Below are 18,749 nucleotides of genomic sequence, written 5' to 3'. Positions count from 1 at the left end.
AGAGCGTAGTGCCCCGGCCCGTCGCCGGTCAGGTCCACTCCCCTCGGGGCAGCGGAGGGAGGAGGCTCAGTCCTCGGCCGGTGCGGGTGCCGGTGCCGTGCGGTGCACGCTGCGTACGGCGGCCACGTCCCGTGGCACGGCAGGCGGCGGGACATGGGCGCTCAGAGCCGTCAGGCGGCGCTTGACGCTGGTCGCGACGCCCTGGCCGAGCACGAAACGGGTGGCCGTGGTGGCCCGCGCCGCGTGGTCGAGGAGGCGGTGGGCCTCACGGCTGCGCAGGCCCGTGTGGCGCAGGAACAGGTGGGCGAGGCGGTGTTCGCCGGCCGCCAGCGTCTGCCCGACGGCGTCGGCGGCCCCGAGGTCGAGCCGGTTGTCCGCCGCGCCGAGCACGCCTGCGGCCCGGACCCGGCCGAGGTCCAGCAGGGTGACGCCGGCCGCGGTGGCCGCGCCCACCAGCCGGGCGGCGGCACGCGGCCCGATGCCGTTGCTGGCGACCGACAGCCGGGTGAGCCGCCCGTACGGCGCCCGGGCCAGCGCGTCCGCGAGACGGAGGGCGCCCGCGTCGCCCAACCGGGCGGCGGACACATAGAGTTCGTCGACCGCGCCGGCGGCGATCACCGCGCCGAGCGCCTCGGCGCCGGGCTCGCCCAGCGGGTTGCCGCCGGCGAAGAGCCGCTCCACACGGCGTCCGTCGCCGGCGGCGGCCAGCAGCGCGTCGGCGAGGTCGAGGGCGCCCGCCGCGTCCAGTCCCGTCTGGACGAGATCGAGCGTGCGCAACGTCCGCGCGGACGCGATGAGTTCGGCCGCCGCCCGGCCTCCTCCGCCGCCGAGCGGATTGCGCTTGAGCCAGACGCCGGTGACGACCTGCGGCGAGGCGCGCAGTTGGTCGGCGATCCGGCAGGCCCCGCCCGCGGTGATGCCGTTGCAGCCGAGGTAGAGCGTCTCGACCGGCGCGTCCGTGGCGGCGACGGCCGCGGCACCGGCGTCGCCGAGGGCGTCGGTGCCCAGCAGCAGATGCCGTACGGGCGACGGGCCGGCGGCCAGGGCCTCGGCGACCAGCGCGGCACCCTCCGCGCCCAGCCCCTGTTTGCACAGGTCGAGGCGGCCGTCCGGCAGGGCCGTCCCGGCGGCGAAGTCCAGCCGCTCCCCCGCCGGCCGGCCCGCGCGCAGCCAGTCGAGCAGCGGGGCCAGATCAGCGAGGGGACGGGGAACGACAGGGGGCACTCCGGCGAAACCGGCCCGCCCGGTGCCCGGCCCGGGCCCGGCCGCCGCGCTCTCCTCGCTCACCACTCCGCCTCCCGGTAGTCCTTCAGGAACACGCCCGACACCGGGTTTCCGGCCTCGCCCCGCACGATCGGGTCGTACACCCGCGCCGCCCCGTCGACGACGTCCAGCGGGGTGCGGAAGCCCGCTCCCGCCATGCGGGCCTTCTTCGGCGCCGGGTTCTCGTCGGTGATCCAGCCGGTGTCGACCGCGCACATGTGGACGCCCTGCGCGGCGAGTTGGGCGGCGCTGGTGCGGGTGAGCATGTTCAGGGCCGCCTTGGCCATGTTGGTGTGCGGGTGACCGGGCATCTTGTTGCGCACGGCGAACCGGCCCTCGACGGCGGTCACGTTGACGACGTACCGGCGCGGGCGCGGGGAGGCGAGCAGCAGCGGCAGCAGCCGGTCGCACAGCAGGGCGGGGGCCAGCGCGTTGACGAGCTGGGTCTCCAGGACCTCCGCCGGGTCGAGCGCGCCGAGCGTCGCCGACCAGGAGTTCTCCTGGGAGGGGTCGGGCAGCAGCCCCGCCTCGTCGGCCTCGCGCAGGGCCGCCGGGAGGGACGCGGTCCCGCCCCGGAGCATGCGCATCGGCGCGAACCCGGGGGCCTGCCGCGCCCCCTCGGGCAGCGCGTCGTGCTCGCCGGCCGCCAGCAGGGCGTAGGACTGCGGGGGACGGCGCACGGTCTGGGCCGCGTTGTTGACGAGGACGTCGAGAGGCTCGCCCTGCGCGCGCAGGTCCTCGCACAGGCCCAGCACCTGGCGCGGGTCGCGCAGGTCGACGGCGAGGACGGTGAGCCGGTCCAGCCACTTCCCGCTGCCCGGCTCGGCACGGAAGCGGCGCACGGTGTCGTGCGGGAACCGCGAGGTGACCAGGACCTCCGCGCCGTCCCGCAGCATCATCAGCGCCAGCTGGAAGCCGATCTTCACCCGTCCGCCGGTGAGCAGGACCCGCCGCCCGCTCAGATCGGTGCTCAGGGCCCGGCGCGCGGTGTTGTCGGCGGCGCACCCGGGGCAGAGCCGGTGGTAGAAGGTGTCGACCTGTCGATACGGCGCCTTGCAGACGTAGCAGGTGCGCGGCCGCCGGAAGACGCCTGCGCGGCCGGTGCCGGTCTCCGTCAGGGGCGCGTCCTCGCGGCGGTCCGGGGCGCCGGTCGCGGTCGCGGCCATCGCGGCGGCGTCGGCGGCGGACACCTCGGCGCCCCGGGCCTTGCGCCGTCCGAGCCGGCCGTCGCGCGCGAAGGACGCGGCGACCTGCTCGGCCCGCAGCCGTACGGGATCGTCGACGGGCAGGGCGCGCAGCTTGCCCACGACCCGGTGGAAGGCGGCCAGTTCCGCCTCGGTGACCGGCGGGGTGACCGCCGCCGCCGTGCTCCGCTCGCCCATCCGCCCCGCCCCCGTGCTCATCCTGCCGTGGTCCCGACCGGATTCGAACCGGCGTATCCACCTTGAGAGGGTGGCGAGTCTGCCTCTGCTCTACGGGACCCTTCGCGCACCCGGACGACCGGATGCGCACCGGCCTGCCGGCTGGGCGAGCCGGCGCGACTGCCCCCGGCGCCACGGCCGGAGGCGCTCCCGGATCCTAACCGCACCCCCGCGATGCGGTCTCCCGGATTTTCGGGTCGCCCTCCGGTCCGTCGCGTGACGGCTGGTCAGCGGGAGGTGCGCCGGATCTGCAGGCGCTCCTTCTCGGACAGACCGCCCCAGACGCCGAAGCGTTCGTCGTTGGCCAGGGCGTACTCGAGACAGGCGGGCCGCATGTCGCACATGCCGCAGATGCGCTTGGCCTCCCGCACCGAACTGCCGGGCTCCGGAAAGAAGAAGTCCGCCCCGGTCTGCGCGCACAGCGCCTCCTGCTGCCAGCCGAGGTCGGGCGTGGGGATCGTGTCGGTATGCATGCCAGCATCGTGGCGCGCGGCGAAAAACGTCCGATCAACGCCCGATATACGCGGCGCGGCAGGGCCTCCGGCCGCCTCGATGATGGCCGGGGCCAGGCCGTGGCGCACGGCGGCGCGCGGAGCACCCGTGAACGCGGGGACGGCGGACGGTGACCACGGGTGACCGCTCGGGCCGCCGCGCCGGGTGGCCGCACTCCGGCAGCGATTGTCAGTGGGCGGTGCGAGACTCGGCAGTGCAGACAAGGGGACCCTTGTGAGGAGGGCGAAGATGCTCACCACCCGTTTCGTCGACGGCGCCCCGAACTGGATCGACCTCGGCACGCCGGACATCGAGGGCGCCACGTCCTTCTACGGCGCTCTGTTCGGCTGGAGCTTCCGGTCGGCGGGGCCCGAGGCCGGCGGTTACGGCTTCCTCCAGCTGGACGGGAGGACCGTGGCGGGCGGCATGCAGAACCCGCCCGAGCAGGGCCCGTCGTCCTGGACGGTGTACTTCCGGACACCGGACGCGGACGCCACCGTCAAGGCCGCCGAACAGGCCCACGGCCGGGTGCTGTTCGCCCCCATGGACGTGATGGGGAAGGGCACGATGGCGATCCTCGCCGACTCGGCCGGAGTGCCGTTCGGTCTCTGGCAGCCGGGGCTGACCAGGGGCGTGGACGTGGCGGGCGATCCCGGTTCGCTGTGCTGGGTGGAGCTGTACACGCCCGACATCGCCGCCGCGGCCGCCTTCTACCACGCGACGCTGGGCCTGGAGACCTCGGCCGTCCCCTTCCCCGGCGGCACCTACACGTGCGTCAATCCCGCCGGGGCGGGCGAGGACGCCATGTTCGGCGGGGTCGTACCGCTGGCCGACGACCCGGTGGAGGCGCGGTCGGGCGCGTACTGGCTGCCGTACTTCGAGGTCACGGACGTCGACGCGGTCGTCGCCGAGGCCGAGCGGCGGGGCGGCACGGTCCGGATGCCGGCGACGGACGTCGAGGGCGTCGGCCGCATGGCCAGGCTGGCCGACCCGTACGGGGCACGCTTCGCGGTGATCAGAAGCGCACCGCCGCAAGCCTGAGGGCGGCCTGCCACCGGTCACCCGGGTGCGCGGCGAGCGCGACGCCGGGGGTCACCGCGTCGCGGGTCTGTCGCGCAGGCGGCGGCGTCGCCCGCGGTGCGGCCGCGTGGCGTCGTGGGGCCCCTCCCGCGCGAGCGAAGCCGGGCGTGCGGGAAGGTGCTGTCGGCGTGCCGCCCGGAAGCCCTGGACGCGTGCCGGGCGTCGCGCGGCAGACGGGAACGTGACGACAGGGCCTAGGCCGAGGCGCGGCGGACCAGGGTGGTCGGCAGGACCACGCCGGCCGGGGGGTCGTCGGTGGTGTGCGGGTCGAGGCGGCGCAGCAGGAGGCGGGCCATGATCCGGCCCATCTCCTCGATGTCCTGACGGATCGTCGTCAGTGGCGGGTCGGTGCCCTCGGCGACCGGCAGCATGTCGTCGAAGCCGACCACGGCCACGTCCTCGGGCACGCGCCGCCCGTGTTCGCGCAGGACGCGCAGGACGCCGGAGGCGGTGAGGTCGTTGGCGGCGAACACCGCGTCGACGTCCGGGCGGCGGTCGAGGAGTTCGCGCATCGCGCGCTCTCCGCCGCCGGGCGTGAAGTCGCTCTCCACCACGAGCCCCGGGTCGGCCTCGCCCATCACGTCCCGGTAGCCGTCGAGACGGTCCGCGGCGGAGGTCTGGTCGAGGGCGCCGGTGATGTGCGCGACGCGGGTACGGCCGAGGCCGACGAGGTGGCGTACGGCCTCGCGGGCGCCGCCGCGGTTGTCGCTGTCGACGTACACGACGTCAGCGCTGCCGTCGCTCCAGCCGGGGCGGCCGCCGAACACGGTGGGGACACCGGCGCCCTGAATGAGGCCCGGGAGGGGGTCGTGGAGGTGGAGGGAGAAGACCAGGGCGCCGTCGACATGGCCGCCGGCGAGATAGCGGGCGACGCGCGCGTGGTCGTCGCGGCCCTCGGTGAGCAGCAGTACCAGCTGGTTGTCCTGGGCCGTCAGCTCCTTGCTGATGCCGCGGAGCTGGAGCGCGAAGAAGGGGTCGGCGAAGACGCGGGTCTCCGGTTCGGCGATCACGACGGCCACGGCGCCGTGCCGCTTCGTCACCAGGCTCCGCGCGGCCTGGTTGGGCACGTACCCGAGCTCCTCCACGGCCTGCCGCACCCGCTCCACCAGCGGCTCCCGGACCCCGTCGCCGCCGTTGACGACCCTGGACACGGTGGCCCGGGACACCCCGGCCCGCGCGGCCACGGCCTCCAGGGTGGGACGCTGCGCGGTCTCGGTCACGTCGGGGCTCCTCCTCGGTGGATGCCGATCAGGATAGCTCCGGGGACGGCGGTCGGTGAGAGCGCTCTCGCAGCCGGCTGACGACCGACGCGCAGTGAGGCGGGGCGGCGACCGGGGCAGTCGGGCGGTGTGGCCGTCGGGGGGCCGGCCGGGTGGGGTCGGCTCACTCCGGGGGAGGTACCGGCCTGGGGGCCTCGGGGCGGGCTCTGCTCGGCTGGACCCGTTTCGGTTCGCCCGGCATCTTCGGGTACTCCGGGGGGTACGGGAGGTCGCCCAGGCCGTGGTCGTGCTCGTCGCGGCGGGCGAGGTCCAGCAGGGACTCCAGGGAGTAGGCGTGCTCGTCCATGTCGGCGTGGACGTCGCCGAGTTCGGCGTACCGGACCGGCATGGTCGCGATGTCGAAGTCGCGGGGCCTGGCCACGCCGACCTCCTCCCAGCGCAGCGGCGCCGAGACGGGGGCGTGCGGGCGGGGGCGTACCGAGTAGGCGGAGGCGATGGTGCGGTCGCGGGCGGTCTGGTTGTAGTCGAGGAAGATGCGCTCGCCGCGCTCCTCCTTCCACCACTTGATCGTGACGCGGTCCGGCATACGGCGTTCCATCTCACGGCCGACGGCGATGGCGGCGCGGCGGACCTGGGTGAAGGTCCAGCGGGGCTCGATCGGCACGAAGACGTGCAGGCCGCGGCCGCCCGAGGTCTTGGGCCAGCCGCGCAGGCCGCCGAACTCGTCGAGGACGGCGCGCAGTTCGTGGGCGGCGCGGACGGCGTCGTCGTAGTCGGTGCCCGGCTGCGGGTCGAGGTCGATACGCAGTTCGTCGGGGTGGTCGACGTCGTCGCGGCGGACCGGCCAGGGGTGGAAGGTGAGGGTGCCGTACTGGGCGGCCCACAGCACCGCCGCCTCCTCGGTGGGGCACATCTCGTCGGCGGTGCGCCCGCTGGGGAAGGCGATGTGGGCGGTCGGGATCCAGTCGGGCATGCTCTTCGGGGCCCGCTTCTGGAAGAAGGACTCTCCGGCCACGCCGTCGGGGTAGCGCTCCAGGGTGGTGGGGCGGTCGCGCAGCGCGCGCAGGATGCCGGGGGCGACGGCCTGGTAGTAGCGGGCGAGGTCCAGCTTGGTGAAGCCGCGCTCCGGGAAGAAGACCTTGTCGGGGCTGGACAGTCGTACGGTCCGGCCGCCTGCTTCCAGTTCCACCGCGTCGCCCATGCGAGCCACGGTAGGCGCAGGGCCCAGGGCGCGCACACCGGGCGATCCGCCCGGGGCGGGCGCAGAATCGGAGCATGGATCTGCCGGTGATGCCACCCGTGAAGCCGATGCTCGCCAAGTCGGTGGCGGCGATTCCGCCGGGCATGCAGTACGAGGCGAAGTGGGACGGGTTCCGGGCGATCGTGTTCCGCGACGGGGACGAGGTCGAGCTGGGCAGCCGTACCGGAAAGCCGTTGACGAGGTACTTCCCGGAGCTGGTGGAGGCGCTGAAGGAACGGGTGCCGCCGCGGTGCGTACTGGACGGGGAGATCGTGATCGCGCGGGAGGGGCGGCTGGACTTCGACGCCCTCACCGAGCGCATCCACCCGGCGGCGTCGAGGGTGCGCACGCTCGCCGAGCGGACCCCCGCCTCCTTCGTGGCCTTCGACCTGCTGGCGCTGGCGGACACCGCTCTCCTCGACCTGCCGCTGACGGACCGGCGGGAGCTGCTGACCAGGGCGTTGCGGGAGGCGACCCCGCCCGTGCACCTGGCTCCGGCGACGACCGACGTCGAGGTGGCCCGGCGGTGGTTCGAGCAGTACGAGGGCGCCGGTCTGGACGGTGTGATCGCCAAGCCGCCGGCCCTGCGCTACCGGCCGGACGAGCGGGTCATGTTCAAGGTCAAGCACGAGCGCACCGCGGACGTGGTGGTCGCGGGCTACCGCTTCCACAAGAGCGGTCCCGTGGTCGGCTCGCTGCTGTTGGGCCTGTACGACGACCGGGGCGCGCTGCAGCACGTCGGGGTGTCGGCGGCGTTCCCGATGAAGCGCCGGGCCGAGCTGGTGGAGGAGCTGGAGCCGTTGCGGATGGCGGACGCGCAGGGGCATCCGTGGGCGGCCTGGTCGGACGAGGCGGCCCATGAGACGGCCCGGCTGCCGGGCGCGCCGAGCCGCTGGTCGGGCAAGAAGGACCTGTCCTGGGTGCCGGTCAGGCCGGAGCGGGTGGCCGAGGTGGCGTACGACCACATGGAGAACGGGGCGCGGTTCCGGCACACGGCCCGCTTCCGCCGCTGGCGCCCGGACCGCACCCCGGAGAGCTGCACGTACGCGCAGCTGGAGGAGCCGGTGCGGTACGACCTCGCGGAGATCCTGGGGGCGCCGCCCAGGACGGCGTGACGCCACGGGCTCCGGGCCCGCGACGGTCCACCGCCGCCCCGGTACCGGGGGCGCCTGAACGGTCCCGCCGGGTGCCCGACGGCTGCCAGGAAGGTTGACCTCCCGGCCCTCGTCCCCGGAAGGGAGACGCACGGTGTCCCCCGAAGGAAGACTCACGCGCTGGGTGGGTGACGCCGGCCGAGGCCTCGGCACGCCCCATGGCCCTCCACGAGGAGGGTCGGCGGCGGCGCGGGCCGGGGGCAAGACGCGGACCGCCGCGGTCAGCCGGGCGGCCCCCGAACGGCGCCCCACCGGCCCCGCCGAGTACCCGCGGCCTCCCAGGAACGCTCCTCCGAACCTACGACAGGGCGGCTCAGGCCTCCCGAACGGCGCCCCACCGGCCCCGCCGGGTGCCCGACGGCCTCCCGGGAGCGTGACTCCCGCCCCCTCCGGAGGGGTGGCCGACGGGCCTCCGGAGGGCGAGCTCACGGCTGCCGAAGCGCCGCTCACGGCCTCCCCGAGGACCGCCTCACGGCGTCATGAGGATCTTCACCGCGCCGTCCTGCTTCCGCTGGAACATCTCGTAGGCGTGCGGCGCCTCCGACAGCGGCATGCGGTGGGTGGCGAAGTCGTCGACGCCGAGGGGGTCCTCGTCGGTGAGGTACGGGATGATGTCGTCGCTCCAGCGGCGGACGTTGGCCTGGCCCATGCGGATCTGGAGCTGCTTGTCGAACATGGTGAGCATCGGCAGCGGATCGGCCATGCCGCCGTAGACGCCGACCAGGGAGAGGGTGCCGCCGCGCCGTACCAGCTCGATGGCGGTGTGCAGGGCGGCGAGCCGGTCGATGCTGAAGCGCTCCGCGAGGGGGCCGCCGATCCTCCGCGGCAGCAGCGCCGACGCGTTCTGGACCAGGCGGGCGGCCGCGCTGCCGTGGGCCTCGGTGCCGACGGCGTCGATCACGGCGTCGGGGCCGCGCCCGTCGGTCTCGTCGCGGATGGCGGCGACCAGTTCCTTCTCGCTGTCGAAGCTGCGCAGGTCGAACGTGGTCACCCCGCGCACCCGGGCCCGCCGCAGCCGCTCGCCGACCAGGTCGACGCCGAACACCTGGCCGGCGCCGCGCACCTGGGCGATACGGCAGGCCATGTCGCCGATGGGGCCGAGGCCGAGCACCGCGACGCTGCCGCCCTCGGGGATGTCGGCGTAGGCGACGGCCTGCCAGGCGGTGGGCAGGACGTCGGAGAGATAGACGAAGCGGTCGTCGGGCGGGCCCTCGGGGACCTTGATCGGCCCGAACTGGGCCTGCGGGACGCGCAGATACTCGGCCTGGGCGCCCGGGACCGCGCCGTACAGACGGGTGTAGCCGAACAGGGCGGCGCCCATGCCCTCGCCGGTGACCTGGGTGGTCTCGCACTGCGTGGGCAGGGAGTTCAGGCACATCCAGCAATTGCCGCAGGCGATCTGGAACGGCACCACGACACGGTCGCCGGCCATGAGGTCGGGCACTCCGGCGCCGACCTCCTCGACGATGCCCATCGGCTCGTGGCCGAGGATGTCTCCCGGGGTCATGAACGGGGTGAGCACCTCGTACAGGTGCAGGTCGGAGCCGCACAGTCCGGTGGACGTGATGCGGATGACGGCGTCCGTGGGTTCCTGGATCACCGGGTCGGGCACGGTCTCCACCCGGACGTCCCGCTTCCCCTGCCAGGTCAGTGCCTTCATGGTGCCGTGCTCCCTCCGCCGGTCCGGTGCGCCCCGGCGGGTCCGGGACTCCCGGGTCCTGGCTGCGCCCCGGGTACCCGAGCACTCCCGCGCGAATCGTGACGGCGGCACCACACGCCCACAGATGGCCACAACCGAACAGACAAGCGCACAATCAAGACACGAGACGGGGTGGCCATGACAGGCACGAGGCGTTCCAGACGTACGGCGCACGGGGTGCGCGCGGAGGGCTCCGCGGCGGCGGCGAGGGCATCGGCGACCGCGGCACTGCTCGCCGCCGCCGTGGTGCTCTCCCTCGCGGCGGGCTGCACCACCGGCCGGGACCCCACGGCGGACGACGGCCGCAGCGCGTCGGGGAGACCCACCGGCCCGAACCCGTCCACCGGTCACGGCCAGGTGCTCGCCGTGAAGATCGACAACGCCGGCGCGGCCCGCCCGCAGACCGGGCTGGACGCCGCGGACCTCGTGTACGTCGAGCAGGTGGAGGGCGGGCTGAGCCGGCTGATGGCCGTGTACGCGAGCACGCTGCCCGAGACCGTCGGACCCGTGCGCAGCGCGCGTGAGTCGGATCTGGAGCTGCTGCGCCAGTTCGAGCGGCCGGTGCTGGCCTTCTCCGGGGCGCAGCACAAGCTGCTGCCGCTGATCGACCGGGCCCCGCTGGACGCCGTGACGCCCGGCGAGGCGGCCGGCGTCTACTTCCGCGGCCGGGACAGGGCCGCACCGCACAACCTCTATCTGCGCCCGGGCCGCCTGCTGTCCTCCGCGCCCGGCGCGGCCGCGCTGACCACGGGTTTCCGCTACGGAGCGGCGCCCTCCGGCGGCACGGCCCGCGGTGCGTACACCGTGCGCTACCCGGCGGCCCGCTTCACCTTCACCTGGTCGGCGGACCGGTCGCGCTGGCTGGTCTCGATGGACGGCAGGCCGACCGTGACGGCCGAGGGGCGGCGGGTGGCCCCGGCCACGGTGGTGGTGCAGTACGTGAAGGTGCGCGAGTCGGCGTTCCACGACTTCCTCGGCAACAACACGCCGTACACCGAGACGGTGGGCTCCGGGCGGGCGGAGGTCCTGCGCGACGGGCGGGTCCACGACGTCCGCTGGAAGCGGGCGACGGCGCGGGACGGCACGGACTTCACCACCAACGACGGCGAGCCGGTCGGCTTCGCGCAGGGGCAGGTGTGGGTGGTGTTCGCGAAGGCGCCCTGACCGGCCGGCTGCCGGACGGCGCCCGGTCAGCCCTGGCCGACGAAGGGTTCCGCCGGGTTGCGCAGGCCCTCCGCCGCGTCCGAGACCCGCCGGATCAGGTCGAAGAACTGGGCCTGTTCCGCCGCGGAGAGCGGCGCCAGGAAGACCTGGTTCATCCGGGCCGTGCGCACCGTGAGCCTGCGGTGGGTGCGCACCCCCTCCTCGGTGAGCCGCAGCAGGGAGCGGCGGCCGTCCGCGGGGTCGCGGACCTTGTCGAGCAGCCCTCGCCGGCCGAGCCGGCTGATCACCTCGGCGATGGTGGAGCGGTCGAGGCCCACCCGCTCCCCCACGGTGCGCTGGTCGAGGCCCGGCTCGGCGACGAGCGCGTTGAGGACCGCGAACTGCGGGGAGGTGATCTCCTCGGAGACCATCGTGTTCCACAGCAGGTAGTGCGCCTGCTGCAGCCGCCGGGCCAGGTGCCCGGGGTGGCTCGAGAGGTCCACCGCGGCCATGTGCGCTCCTCAGCGTGAGATTCGATCGGTGCACTGAACGATACCGCCCGGAAGTCGACCTCGTCTCGTCGGCCGGTGACCTTCATCAGCACCTCTGCCTGGGGTCTTGACGACTCGGACCTCCGATGGCAGCGTGTGGGCAACCTCGAATAAATACTCAGTGCCCTGATTAATTGGTCGCTGGACGCTCGGAAGAGATGGGGCTCGACGGATGGACAAGGTGGTCGCCACGGCCCGGGAGGCGGTGGCCGACGTGCCGGACGGCGCGTCGCTGGCGGTGGGTGGCTTCGGACTGAGCGGCGTGCCGAACGTCCTCATCCAGGCCCTGTACGAGCGGGGAGTCACCGGTCTGTCGGTCGTCTCCAACAACTGCGGGGCCATGGAGTCGGGCCTCGCCGTCCTGCTCGCCGCCGGGCGGATCTCCCGGGTGACCGGTTCCTACATCGGCGCGAACAAGGAGTTCGCCCGTCAGTACCTGGCAGGGGAGCTCGAGGTCGAGATGATCCCGCAGGGCACCCTCGCCGAGCGGCTGCGGGCCGGCGGCGCCGGAATCCCCGCCTTCTACACCCCCGCCGGGGTGGGCACCCAGGTGGCCGAGGGCGGACTGCCGTGGCGCTACGACGGTGAGGGCGGCGTCGCGCTGGCCTCGCCGCCGAAGGAGGTGCGGGAGTTCGACGGCGTGGAGTACGTGCTGGAGCGCGGCATCCGCACCGACTTCGCGCTGGTCAGGGCGGCCCGGGGCGACCGGCACGGCAACCTGGTCTTCAACAAGTCGTCCCGCAACTTCAACCCCCTCTCCGCGATGGCCGGGAAGATCACGATCGCCGAGGTCGAGGAACTGGTCGAGCCCGGCGGGATCGACCCGGACGCGGTGCACCTGCCGGGCGTCTTCGTCCAGCGCGTGATCGCGCTGACCCCGGAGCAGGCGGCCGACAAGAAGATCGAGCGGCGGACGGTGAGCAGCTGATGGCCTGGACACGTGAGGAGATGGCCGCCCGCGCCGCGCGCGAGCTGCGGGACGGCCAGTACGTCAACCTCGGCATCGGACTGCCGACCCTCATCCCCAACTACCTCCCCACGGACGTCGAGGTGGTGCTGGAGAGCGAGAACGGCATCCTCGGCACGGGCCCCTACCCCACCGAGGACCAGGTCGACCCCGACCTGATCAACGCCGGCAAGGAGACCGTGACGGTCCTGCCGGGCGCCTCCTTCTTCGACTCGGCGCTCTCCTTCGGCATGATCCGCGGCGGTCACATCGATGTCGCCGTGCTGGGCGCGATGCAGGTCTCCGAGCGGGGCGACCTGGCGAACTGGGCGATCCCGGGCAAGATGATCACCGGGATCGGCGGTGCGATGGACCTGGTCCACGGCGCCCGCACGGTCATCGTGGTCATGACGCACACGGCCAAGGACGGCAGCCCCAAGATCCTCACCGACTGCGCGCTGCCGCTGACCGGCAAGGCCTGTGTGAACCGGATCATCACCGACCTCGGCGTCCTCGACGTCACCGGGGACGGCCTGGTGCTGGTGGAGACCGCACCGGGCGTCACGTCCGAGGAGATCGTGGCGAAGACCGCCGCGAAGGTCCGTGTCGCCGAGGAGATCCAGCCATGAGCGGCCGCCTCAGGACCGTGTACGTCGTCGACGCCGTCCGCACCCCCGTCGGCCGCTACAACGGCGCACTGGCCTCGGTGCGCCCGGACGACCTGGCCGCCCACGCCATCAGCGCACTCGTCGCCCGTACGCCCGCGCTGGACCCCTCCCGCATCGAGGACGTCTACTTCGGCAACGCCAACGGCGCCGGCGAGGAGAACCGCAACGTCGCCCGCATGGGCGCGCTGCTCGCGGGGCTGCCCACCTCCGTGCCGGGTGTCACCGTCAACCGGCTGTGCGCCTCCGGCCTGGAGGCGGTGATCCAGGCGGCCCGCGCCATCGCGGCCGGCGACGCCTCCGTCGCCGTGGCCGGCGGAGTGGAGTCGATGACCCGGGCGCCGTACGTGCTGCCGAAGTCGGACCGGCCGTTCCCCGCGGGGCACGCCGAGCTGTACTCGACCACCCTGGGCTGGCGGATGGTCAACCCCAGGATGGACCCGCAGTGGACCGTCCCGCTGGGCGAGTCGGCCGAGCTGATCGCCGACAAGCACAAGATCAGCCGGGCGCAGCAGGACGAGTTCGCGCTGAACAGCCACCGCAAGGCCGCGAAGGCCCAGGCCGAGGGGCTGTTCGACGCCGAACTCGCGCCGGTCGCGATCCCGCGGCGCAGGGGCGAGCCGGTGGTCTTCGGCGCCGACGAATGCGTACGGCCGGACGCCTCGCTCGAGGCGATGGCCCAGCTGAAGCCGTCCTTCCGTACCGAGAACGGCACCGTCACCGCGGGCAACGCCTCGCCGCTCAACGACGGAGCCGCGGCCCTCCTGCTCGTCGACGAGGAGGGGCTGAAGGCCACCGGCCGGGAGCCGCTGGCCCGGGTCTCCGCCACCGGGGTCTCGGCGATCGACCCGCACTACTTCGGGCTCGCCCCCGTCGAGGCCGTCGAGCGGGCGCTCGCCAAGGCGGGCAAGGGGTTCGCCGACCTCTCCGTGCTCGAACTGAACGAGGCGTTCGCCGCCCAGGTGCTGGGCTGTGTCGCCGAGTGGCCCGAGTTCGACCCGGCGATCCTCAACCCGCAGGGCGGCGCCATCGCCCTCGGCCATCCGCTCGGCGCCTCCGGCGCCCGTCTCGCCGGCACCGTCGCCCACCAACTGGCCCGGCGGGGCGGCGGCGTCGGTGTCGCCACCCTCTGCATCGGTGTGGGCCAGGGTCTCGCCCTCGTCCTCGAACGTTAGGCCTCCAGGAATCGCCATGACTCTCACGCAGCACGACATCGACCAGGAGATCGCGGCCGAGCACGCCGCGTACGAGAAGCGGATCGCAGACGGCGGGCCCGTCGAGCACCACCCGCGCCGCGACTACGCGCCGTACCGCTCCTCGATCCTGCGCCACCCCAAGCAGCCGCCGATCACCATCGACGTGACCAAGGACCCGGAGCTGGTGGAGCTGCACTCCCCCGCCTTCGGCGAGCGCGACATCACCGAGATCGACAACGACCTGACCCGGCAGCACAGCGGCGAGCCGATCGGCGAGCGGATCACCGTCTCCGGGCGGCTGCTGGACCGCGACGGCCGTCCGGTGCGGGGCCAGCTGATCGAGATCTGGCAGGCGAACTCGGCCGGCCGCTACGCCCACCAGCGCGAGCAGCACGACGCCCCGCTGGACCCGAACTTCACCGGCGTCGGCCGCACGCTGACCGACGCCGACGGCCACTACCACTTCACGACCATCCAGCCGGGCCCGTACCCGTGGCGCCAGCACCTCAACGCCTGGCGGCCCGCCCACATCCACTTCTCGCTCTTCGGCACGGCGTTCACCCAGCGGCTCGTGACGCAGATGTACTTCCCGAACGACCCGCTGTTCCCGTACGACCCGATCATCCAGTCGGTGACGGACGACTCGGCCCGCCGGCGCCTCGTCGCGACGTACGACCACGACCTCTCCGTGCCGGAGTTCTCGATGGGCTACCACTGGGACATCGTGCTCGACGGGCCGAACGCCACCTGGATCGAAGAAGGACGCTGACCTGCCATGACGAAGATCGACACGAGCCGTCCTGAGACCGTCCTCCCGACCCCGTCGCACACGGTCGGCCCCTTCTACGGCCACGCCCTGCCGTTCCCCGGCGGCGGCGACATCGCTCCTCTCGGCCACCCGGACACCATCGCCCTGCAGGGGTACGTCCACGACGGTGAGGGCAACCCGCTGCCGGACGCGTTCGTGGAGCTGTGGGGCGCCGACCCGGACGGCAACGTCCCGCGGGTCGACGGTTCGATGCGGCGCGACCCGTCGTCCGGCGGCTTCCTCGGCCGCAACGGCGTGGAGTTCACCGGCTGGGGCCGTGTCCAGACGGACGCGAACGGGCACTGGTCGGCGCGGACGCTGCGGCCCGGCGCCCGCGGTGACAGCGCCCCGTACCTGAGCGTCTGCGTGTTCGCGCGCGGGCTGCTGAAGCACCTGTTCACCCGGGTCTATCTGCCCGGTGACGACGCGGCGCTCGCCGCCGACCCGCTGCTGAAGCAGCTGGACCCGGCGCGGCGCGCCACGCTGATCGCCACGGACGGCCCGCTGGGCACCTACCGTTTCGACATCCGCCTTCAGGGCGAAGGCGAGACGGTCTTCCTGGAGTTCCAGTGACAGCTGCTCAGCCCGAGTCCGGTCTGCTCTCCCCGGGGTGGACCGGCTCCCCCGCCGCCGCCGCGACCGGTGACGGCGCCTACCTCCGGGCCCTCCTGGACGCGGAGGCCGCGCTGACCCGTGCCCAGGAGGCGCTGGGGCTGGCCCCCGAGGGCGCCGGGGCGGCGGTCACCGCGGCGGCGTCCGCGGACTTCGACGCGCGCTCCCTCGCCGAACGCGCCCGCGGCGGCGGGAACCCGGTGATCCCCCTGGTCGCGGACCTCACCGAGGCGGTCGGCGCCGCGTACGGCCCGTACGTGCACCGGGGTGCCACCAGCCAGGACATCATGGACACGGCGACGATGCTGGTCGCGGCGCGGACGCTGGACCTGGTGCTGGCCGACCTCGACCGCGTCCAGGGGGCCCTGGCCCGGCTCGCCGCCGAACACCGCGACACGGCGATGCCCGGACGGACGCTGACCCAGCACGCCGTACCGACGACCTTCGGGCTGAAGGCCGCCGGATGGCGCGCGCTGGTGCTGGACGCCCGGGACCGGATCACCGGCGTACGGGACTCGCTGCCCGCCCAACTCGGCGGCGCGGCAGGCACGCTGGCCGCCTTCACGGCGTACGGCGCCACGGACGCGACCGCGCTGACCGCCGCGTACGCGACGGAACTGGGCCTCGTGGAACCGCTGTTGCCGTGGCACACCCTGCGCACCCCGATCGCGGACCTCGCCGCCTGCCTGGCCTTCACGGCGGGGGCGCTGGGCAAGGTCGCGACGGACGTCCTCACCCTCGCCCGCACCGAGATCGCCGAGCTGGCGGAGGGCAGCGGAGGCGGGTCCTCGGCCATGCCGCACAAGGCGAACCCGGTGCGCTCGACGCTGATCGCGGCCGCCGCCCTGCGCGCGCCCCAGCTCGCGGCCGTGCTGTACGGGTCGCTGGTCGCCCAGGACGAGCGGCCGGCCGGTGCCTGGCACGCCGAGTGGGAACCGCTCAGGGACCTGCTGCGGCTGGTCGGCGGGGCCGCGCGGGACGCGGCCGAGCTCACGCGGGGGCTGCGGGTGCGCCCGGACGCGATGCGCGCCCATCTGGGCCTCACCCACGGGCTGATCGTCTCCGAGCGGCTGTCCGCCGAGCTGTCGGCCGTTCTCGGGCGGGCCCGGGCCAAGGAGCTGCTCACCGCACTGGCCCCGCGCACCTACGCCGAGGGCCGCTCACTCGCCGAACTCCTCGCCGAGCAGCCCGAGTTGAAGGACGTCGACCTCGGCGACCTCACCGACCCCGCCCGCTACACCGGCTCCGCCGGAGCCCTCACCGACCGTGCGCTGGAGCGACGTTGACCGACAAGCTGCTCAACCACCGTGCCGAGGGCCCGGCTTCCGCGCCCGCGCTGCTGCTCGGCCCCTCGCTGGGCACCTCGTACGCCCTGTGGGACAAGGTCGCGCCCGAGCTGTCCCTCACCCACCGGGTGGTCCGCTACGACCTGCCGGGGCACGGGGGCTCCCCCGCCCATCTGATCGGGCCCGGCGCCACCGTCGGCGACCTCGCCGGCCTGGTGCTGGCCCTCGCCGACTCGCTCGGCCTGGAGCGGTTCGCCTACGCGGGGGTGTCGCTCGGCGGCGCGATCGGCCTGCATCTCGCCGTGCACCACCCCGAGCGGGTCTCGAAACTGGCGGTGATCTGCTCCTCGGCCCACTTCAACGGCAGCAGGCCGTGGGAGGAGCGGGCCGCGCGGGTGCGAAGCCAGGGGCTGGACGAGCTCGCCGCGACCGCCGACGCCCGCTGGTTCACACCCGGGTTCACGGTGCCGCAGCTGGTGGCCGACCACCGCGACGCCGACCCCGGCAGCTATGCCGCCTGCTGTGACGCGCTGGGCGCGTTCGACCTGCGCGAGCGGCTGGCGGAGATCGCCGTGCCGACGCTGCTGATCGCCGGCCGGCAGGACCCGGCGACTCCGCCCGCGCATCTGCGGGAGATCGCGGACGCGGTGCCGGACGCCGCCCTCGTGGAGATCCCGGGCGCCTCGCACCTGGCACCGGCGGAGCGGCCGGAGGCGGTGCTGACCGCGCTGCGGGCCCATTTCGACGGCGGTGCCAAGCGGGGCATGGAGGTGCGGCGCGAGGTGCTCGGCGACGCCCATGTGGACCGTGCGCAGGCCCGGCAGTCCCCCTTCACCGCCCGCTACCAGGACTTCATCTCGCGCTACGCCTGGGGCGAGATCTGGACCGACCCCACGCTCAGCCGCCGCGAGCGCAGCATGATCACCCTGACCGCGCTGGTCGCGCACGGCCACTACGACGAGCTGGCCATGCACGTGCGCGCGGCCCGGCGCAACGGGCTCACGCCTGAGGAGATCGGCGCGGTGCTGCTCCAGACGGCCGTGTACTGCGGGGTCCCGGCGGCGAACTCGGCGTTCGCGACGGCTCAGCGGGTGCTGGAGGAAGAAGGGTGATCCCCGTGGGCGTGGCTCCGGCGGGGTCTCGCACACCGGCGGGCCGCGTGCCTACCGTGGGGGCATGTCCACCATCCTGATCACCGGCGCCACCTCCGGTCTCGGCCGGTACGTCGCCTTCGAGCTGGTCCGCTCCGGGCACCTCGTCCTCGCCCACGGCCGCGACCCGGACCGTACCCGGGCCCTGGTCGAGGAGCTGCGGGCGGAGGGCGAGGCGGAGGGCTTCGTCGCCGACCTGGCCTCGCTCTCGCGGGTGCGCGAGCTGGGCGCGCGGGTCGCCGGGGCCCACCCCGGGCTCGACGTGCTCGTCAACAACGCCGGCGTGGGCTCCGGTTCACCCGGTGCGGGCCGTGAGGTGAGCGCCGACGGCCATGAACTGCGGCTGGCCGTCAACTACTTGGCGCCGGTGGCGCTGACCCGGGCCCTGCTGCCGGTACTGCGGGCGAACGCGCCGGCGCGGATCGTCAACGTGGGCTCGGCCGGCCAGGAACCCGTCGATCCCGACGACCCGGAGTTCACCCGCGGCTACGGCGGCTTCCCCGCGTACTGCCGCAGCAAGTTCGCCCTCGCGGCCCACACGTTCACCCTGGCCGAGGAGTTGGCGGGCAGCGGGGTGGCGGTGAACGTGCTGCACCCGGCCACCTTCATGGACACGGCGATGGTCCGCGAGGGCGGCGTCGCGCCCTGGTCCACGGTCGCCGACGGCGCGCCGGGCGTCCTGGCGCTGGCCACCGAGGAGCACGGCACGGGCCGCTACTTCGACGGGACGCGGCCGGCGCGCGCCCACGAGGACGCCTACGACCCGAAACTGCGCGACCGGCTGGCCCGCCTCACCGACGACCTGCTGACCGGGTGACCCGC

18 protein-coding genes and 1 tRNA gene are annotated in these 18,749 nt (G+C 74.1%); 11 read left to right on the top strand and 8 right to left on the bottom strand.

All coding sequences use genetic code 11. The features are described 5' to 3' along the window. Window positions 1-66 precede the first annotated feature (66 nt). The 4 genes from ACFY2L_RS08615 to ACFY2L_RS08600 form a co-directional block, all read right to left on the bottom strand. Window positions 67-1,287, bottom strand: a complete 1,221-nt coding sequence (locus tag ACFY2L_RS08615; RefSeq protein ID WP_390658553.1) for a ribonuclease inhibitor — start codon at window positions 1,285-1,287, stop codon at window positions 67-69. Beyond that, window positions 1,284-2,645: an SDR family NAD(P)-dependent oxidoreductase gene (locus ACFY2L_RS08610; protein WP_390822395.1), complete on the bottom strand. Its 1,362-nt coding sequence runs from the start codon at window positions 2,643-2,645 to the stop codon at window positions 1,284-1,286. The genes ACFY2L_RS08615 and ACFY2L_RS08610 overlap by 4 nt, the downstream gene beginning before the upstream one ends. A gap of 28 nt (window positions 2,646-2,673) precedes the next feature. Then, a tRNA-Glu gene (locus ACFY2L_RS08605) sits at window positions 2,674-2,745 on the bottom strand. Window positions 2,746-2,911: 166 nt separating this feature from the next. Beyond that, window positions 2,912-3,157 (bottom strand): WhiB family transcriptional regulator, encoded by a 246-nt coding sequence (locus ACFY2L_RS08600; RefSeq protein WP_390821884.1) that lies wholly within the window; start codon window positions 3,155-3,157, stop codon window positions 2,912-2,914. Between the two features lie 268 nt (window positions 3,158-3,425). Here ACFY2L_RS08600 and ACFY2L_RS08595 point away from each other — a divergent pair, with 268 nt between their 5' ends. Beyond that, on the top strand, window positions 3,426-4,217 hold the full coding sequence (locus tag ACFY2L_RS08595; protein ID WP_390821883.1) for a VOC family protein: 792 nt from the start codon (window positions 3,426-3,428) through the stop codon (window positions 4,215-4,217). A gap of 233 nt (window positions 4,218-4,450) precedes the next feature. Here the strand turns inward: ACFY2L_RS08595 and ACFY2L_RS08590 are convergent, their stop codons facing one another. Beyond that, window positions 4,451-5,476: a LacI family DNA-binding transcriptional regulator gene (locus ACFY2L_RS08590; RefSeq protein WP_390658556.1), complete on the bottom strand. Its 1,026-nt coding sequence runs from the start codon at window positions 5,474-5,476 to the stop codon at window positions 4,451-4,453. A gap of 163 nt (window positions 5,477-5,639) precedes the next feature. Continuing rightward, complete coding sequence (gene ligD, locus ACFY2L_RS08585) at window positions 5,640-6,677, bottom strand: non-homologous end-joining DNA ligase (RefSeq protein WP_390658557.1); 1,038 nt, start codon at window positions 6,675-6,677, stop codon at window positions 5,640-5,642. A gap of 74 nt (window positions 6,678-6,751) precedes the next feature. On the opposite strand from ligD, the gene ACFY2L_RS08580 reads away from it, so the two are divergent. Further along, complete coding sequence (locus ACFY2L_RS08580; RefSeq protein WP_390821882.1) at window positions 6,752-7,831, top strand: ATP-dependent DNA ligase; 1,080 nt, start codon at window positions 6,752-6,754, stop codon at window positions 7,829-7,831. A 508-nt stretch (window positions 7,832-8,339) separates the two neighbouring features. Here ACFY2L_RS08580 and ACFY2L_RS08575 read toward each other — a convergent pair. Then, complete coding sequence (locus tag ACFY2L_RS08575) at window positions 8,340-9,530, bottom strand: zinc-dependent alcohol dehydrogenase (protein WP_390658559.1); 1,191 nt, start codon at window positions 9,528-9,530, stop codon at window positions 8,340-8,342. 177 nt (window positions 9,531-9,707) lie between these two features. Between ACFY2L_RS08575 and ACFY2L_RS08570 the strand changes: the two genes are divergently transcribed. Then, window positions 9,708-10,733, top strand: coding sequence for a DUF3048 domain-containing protein (locus ACFY2L_RS08570; RefSeq protein WP_390821881.1), 1,026 nt, complete (start codon window positions 9,708-9,710; stop codon window positions 10,731-10,733). A gap of 26 nt (window positions 10,734-10,759) precedes the next feature. Here the strand turns inward: ACFY2L_RS08570 and ACFY2L_RS08565 are convergent, their stop codons facing one another. Then, complete coding sequence (locus ACFY2L_RS08565) at window positions 10,760-11,224, bottom strand: MarR family winged helix-turn-helix transcriptional regulator (protein ID WP_390658561.1); 465 nt, start codon at window positions 11,222-11,224, stop codon at window positions 10,760-10,762. A 211-nt stretch (window positions 11,225-11,435) separates the two neighbouring features. Between ACFY2L_RS08565 and ACFY2L_RS08560 the strand changes: the two genes are divergently transcribed. The 8 genes from ACFY2L_RS08560 to ACFY2L_RS08525 all read left to right on the top strand — a co-directional run bounded on the left by ACFY2L_RS08560 (window position 11,436) and on the right by ACFY2L_RS08525 (window position 18,744). Continuing rightward, complete coding sequence (locus ACFY2L_RS08560; RefSeq protein ID WP_390658562.1) at window positions 11,436-12,191, top strand: CoA transferase subunit A; 756 nt, start codon at window positions 11,436-11,438, stop codon at window positions 12,189-12,191. Then, the gene (locus tag ACFY2L_RS08555) at window positions 12,191-12,838 is read left to right on the top strand and encodes a CoA transferase subunit B (RefSeq protein ID WP_390658563.1); all 648 of its coding nucleotides are present in this window, start codon (window positions 12,191-12,193) and stop codon (window positions 12,836-12,838) included. The genes ACFY2L_RS08560 and ACFY2L_RS08555 overlap by 1 nt, the downstream gene beginning before the upstream one ends. Further along, entirely contained in the window at window positions 12,835-14,049 is a 1,215-nt protein-coding gene (locus ACFY2L_RS08550) for a thiolase family protein (RefSeq protein WP_390821880.1), read from the top strand. Before ACFY2L_RS08555 ends, ACFY2L_RS08550 begins: the two co-directional genes overlap by 4 nt. A 16-nt stretch (window positions 14,050-14,065) precedes the next feature. Continuing rightward, the gene (gene pcaH, locus ACFY2L_RS08545) at window positions 14,066-14,839 is read left to right on the top strand and encodes a protocatechuate 3,4-dioxygenase subunit beta (RefSeq protein ID WP_390658565.1); all 774 of its coding nucleotides are present in this window, start codon (window positions 14,066-14,068) and stop codon (window positions 14,837-14,839) included. A 6-nt stretch (window positions 14,840-14,845) separates the two neighbouring features. Then, window positions 14,846-15,451: a protocatechuate 3,4-dioxygenase subunit alpha gene (gene pcaG, locus ACFY2L_RS08540; RefSeq protein WP_390658566.1), complete on the top strand. Its 606-nt coding sequence runs from the start codon at window positions 14,846-14,848 to the stop codon at window positions 15,449-15,451. After that, window positions 15,448-16,776, top strand: a complete 1,329-nt coding sequence (gene pcaB / locus ACFY2L_RS08535) for a 3-carboxy-cis,cis-muconate cycloisomerase (protein ID WP_390821879.1) — start codon at window positions 15,448-15,450, stop codon at window positions 16,774-16,776. The genes pcaG and pcaB overlap by 4 nt, the downstream gene beginning before the upstream one ends. Continuing rightward, entirely contained in the window at window positions 16,773-17,888 is a 1,116-nt protein-coding gene (gene pcaD, locus ACFY2L_RS08530) for a 3-oxoadipate enol-lactonase (protein WP_390821878.1), read from the top strand. The genes pcaB and pcaD overlap by 4 nt, the downstream gene beginning before the upstream one ends. A gap of 64 nt (window positions 17,889-17,952) precedes the next feature. Continuing rightward, window positions 17,953-18,744, top strand: a complete 792-nt coding sequence (locus ACFY2L_RS08525; RefSeq protein WP_390821877.1) for an SDR family NAD(P)-dependent oxidoreductase — start codon at window positions 17,953-17,955, stop codon at window positions 18,742-18,744. Window positions 18,745-18,749 lie beyond the last annotated feature (5 nt).

Source organism: Streptomyces sp. NPDC001381, from assembly GCF_042895685.1.
Taxonomy (GTDB): domain Bacteria; phylum Actinomycetota; class Actinomycetes; order Streptomycetales; family Streptomycetaceae; genus Streptomyces.
Note: the sequence above shows the minus strand (reverse complement) of the source record. Positions and strands in the feature narration are given on the sequence as shown.

Bases quoted from the DNA above. Each gene is read 5' to 3' on its own strand.
- ACFY2L_RS08525 (WP_390821877.1), top strand. From the start codon at position 17,953: ATGTCCACCATCCTGATCACCGGCGCCACCTCCGGTCTCGGCCGGTAC.
- pcaH (WP_390658565.1), top strand. From the start codon at position 14,066: ATGACTCTCACGCAGCACGACATCGACCAGGAGATCGCGGCCGAGCAC.
- ACFY2L_RS08580 (WP_390821882.1), top strand. From the start codon at position 6,752: ATGGATCTGCCGGTGATGCCACCCGTGAAGCCGATGCTCGCCAAGTCG.
- ACFY2L_RS08570 (WP_390821881.1), top strand. From the start codon at position 9,708: ATGACAGGCACGAGGCGTTCCAGACGTACGGCGCACGGGGTGCGCGCG.
- ACFY2L_RS08575 (WP_390658559.1), bottom strand. From the start codon at position 9,530: ATGAAGGCACTGACCTGGCAGGGGAAGCGGGACGTCCGGGTGGAGACC.
- ACFY2L_RS08560 (WP_390658562.1), top strand. From the start codon at position 11,436: ATGGACAAGGTGGTCGCCACGGCCCGGGAGGCGGTGGCCGACGTGCCG.
- ligD (WP_390658557.1), bottom strand. From the start codon at position 6,677: ATGGGCGACGCGGTGGAACTGGAAGCAGGCGGCCGGACCGTACGACTG.
- ACFY2L_RS08595 (WP_390821883.1), top strand. From the start codon at position 3,426: ATGCTCACCACCCGTTTCGTCGACGGCGCCCCGAACTGGATCGACCTC.
- ACFY2L_RS08565 (WP_390658561.1), bottom strand. From the start codon at position 11,224: ATGGCCGCGGTGGACCTCTCGAGCCACCCCGGGCACCTGGCCCGGCGG.
- ACFY2L_RS08600 (WP_390821884.1), bottom strand. From the start codon at position 3,157: ATGCATACCGACACGATCCCCACGCCCGACCTCGGCTGGCAGCAGGAG.
- ACFY2L_RS08555 (WP_390658563.1), top strand. From the start codon at position 12,191: ATGGCCTGGACACGTGAGGAGATGGCCGCCCGCGCCGCGCGCGAGCTG.
- ACFY2L_RS08610 (WP_390822395.1), bottom strand. From the start codon at position 2,645: ATGGGCGAGCGGAGCACGGCGGCGGCGGTCACCCCGCCGGTCACCGAG.
- ACFY2L_RS08550 (WP_390821880.1), top strand. From the start codon at position 12,835: ATGAGCGGCCGCCTCAGGACCGTGTACGTCGTCGACGCCGTCCGCACC.
- pcaG (WP_390658566.1), top strand. From the start codon at position 14,846: ATGACGAAGATCGACACGAGCCGTCCTGAGACCGTCCTCCCGACCCCG.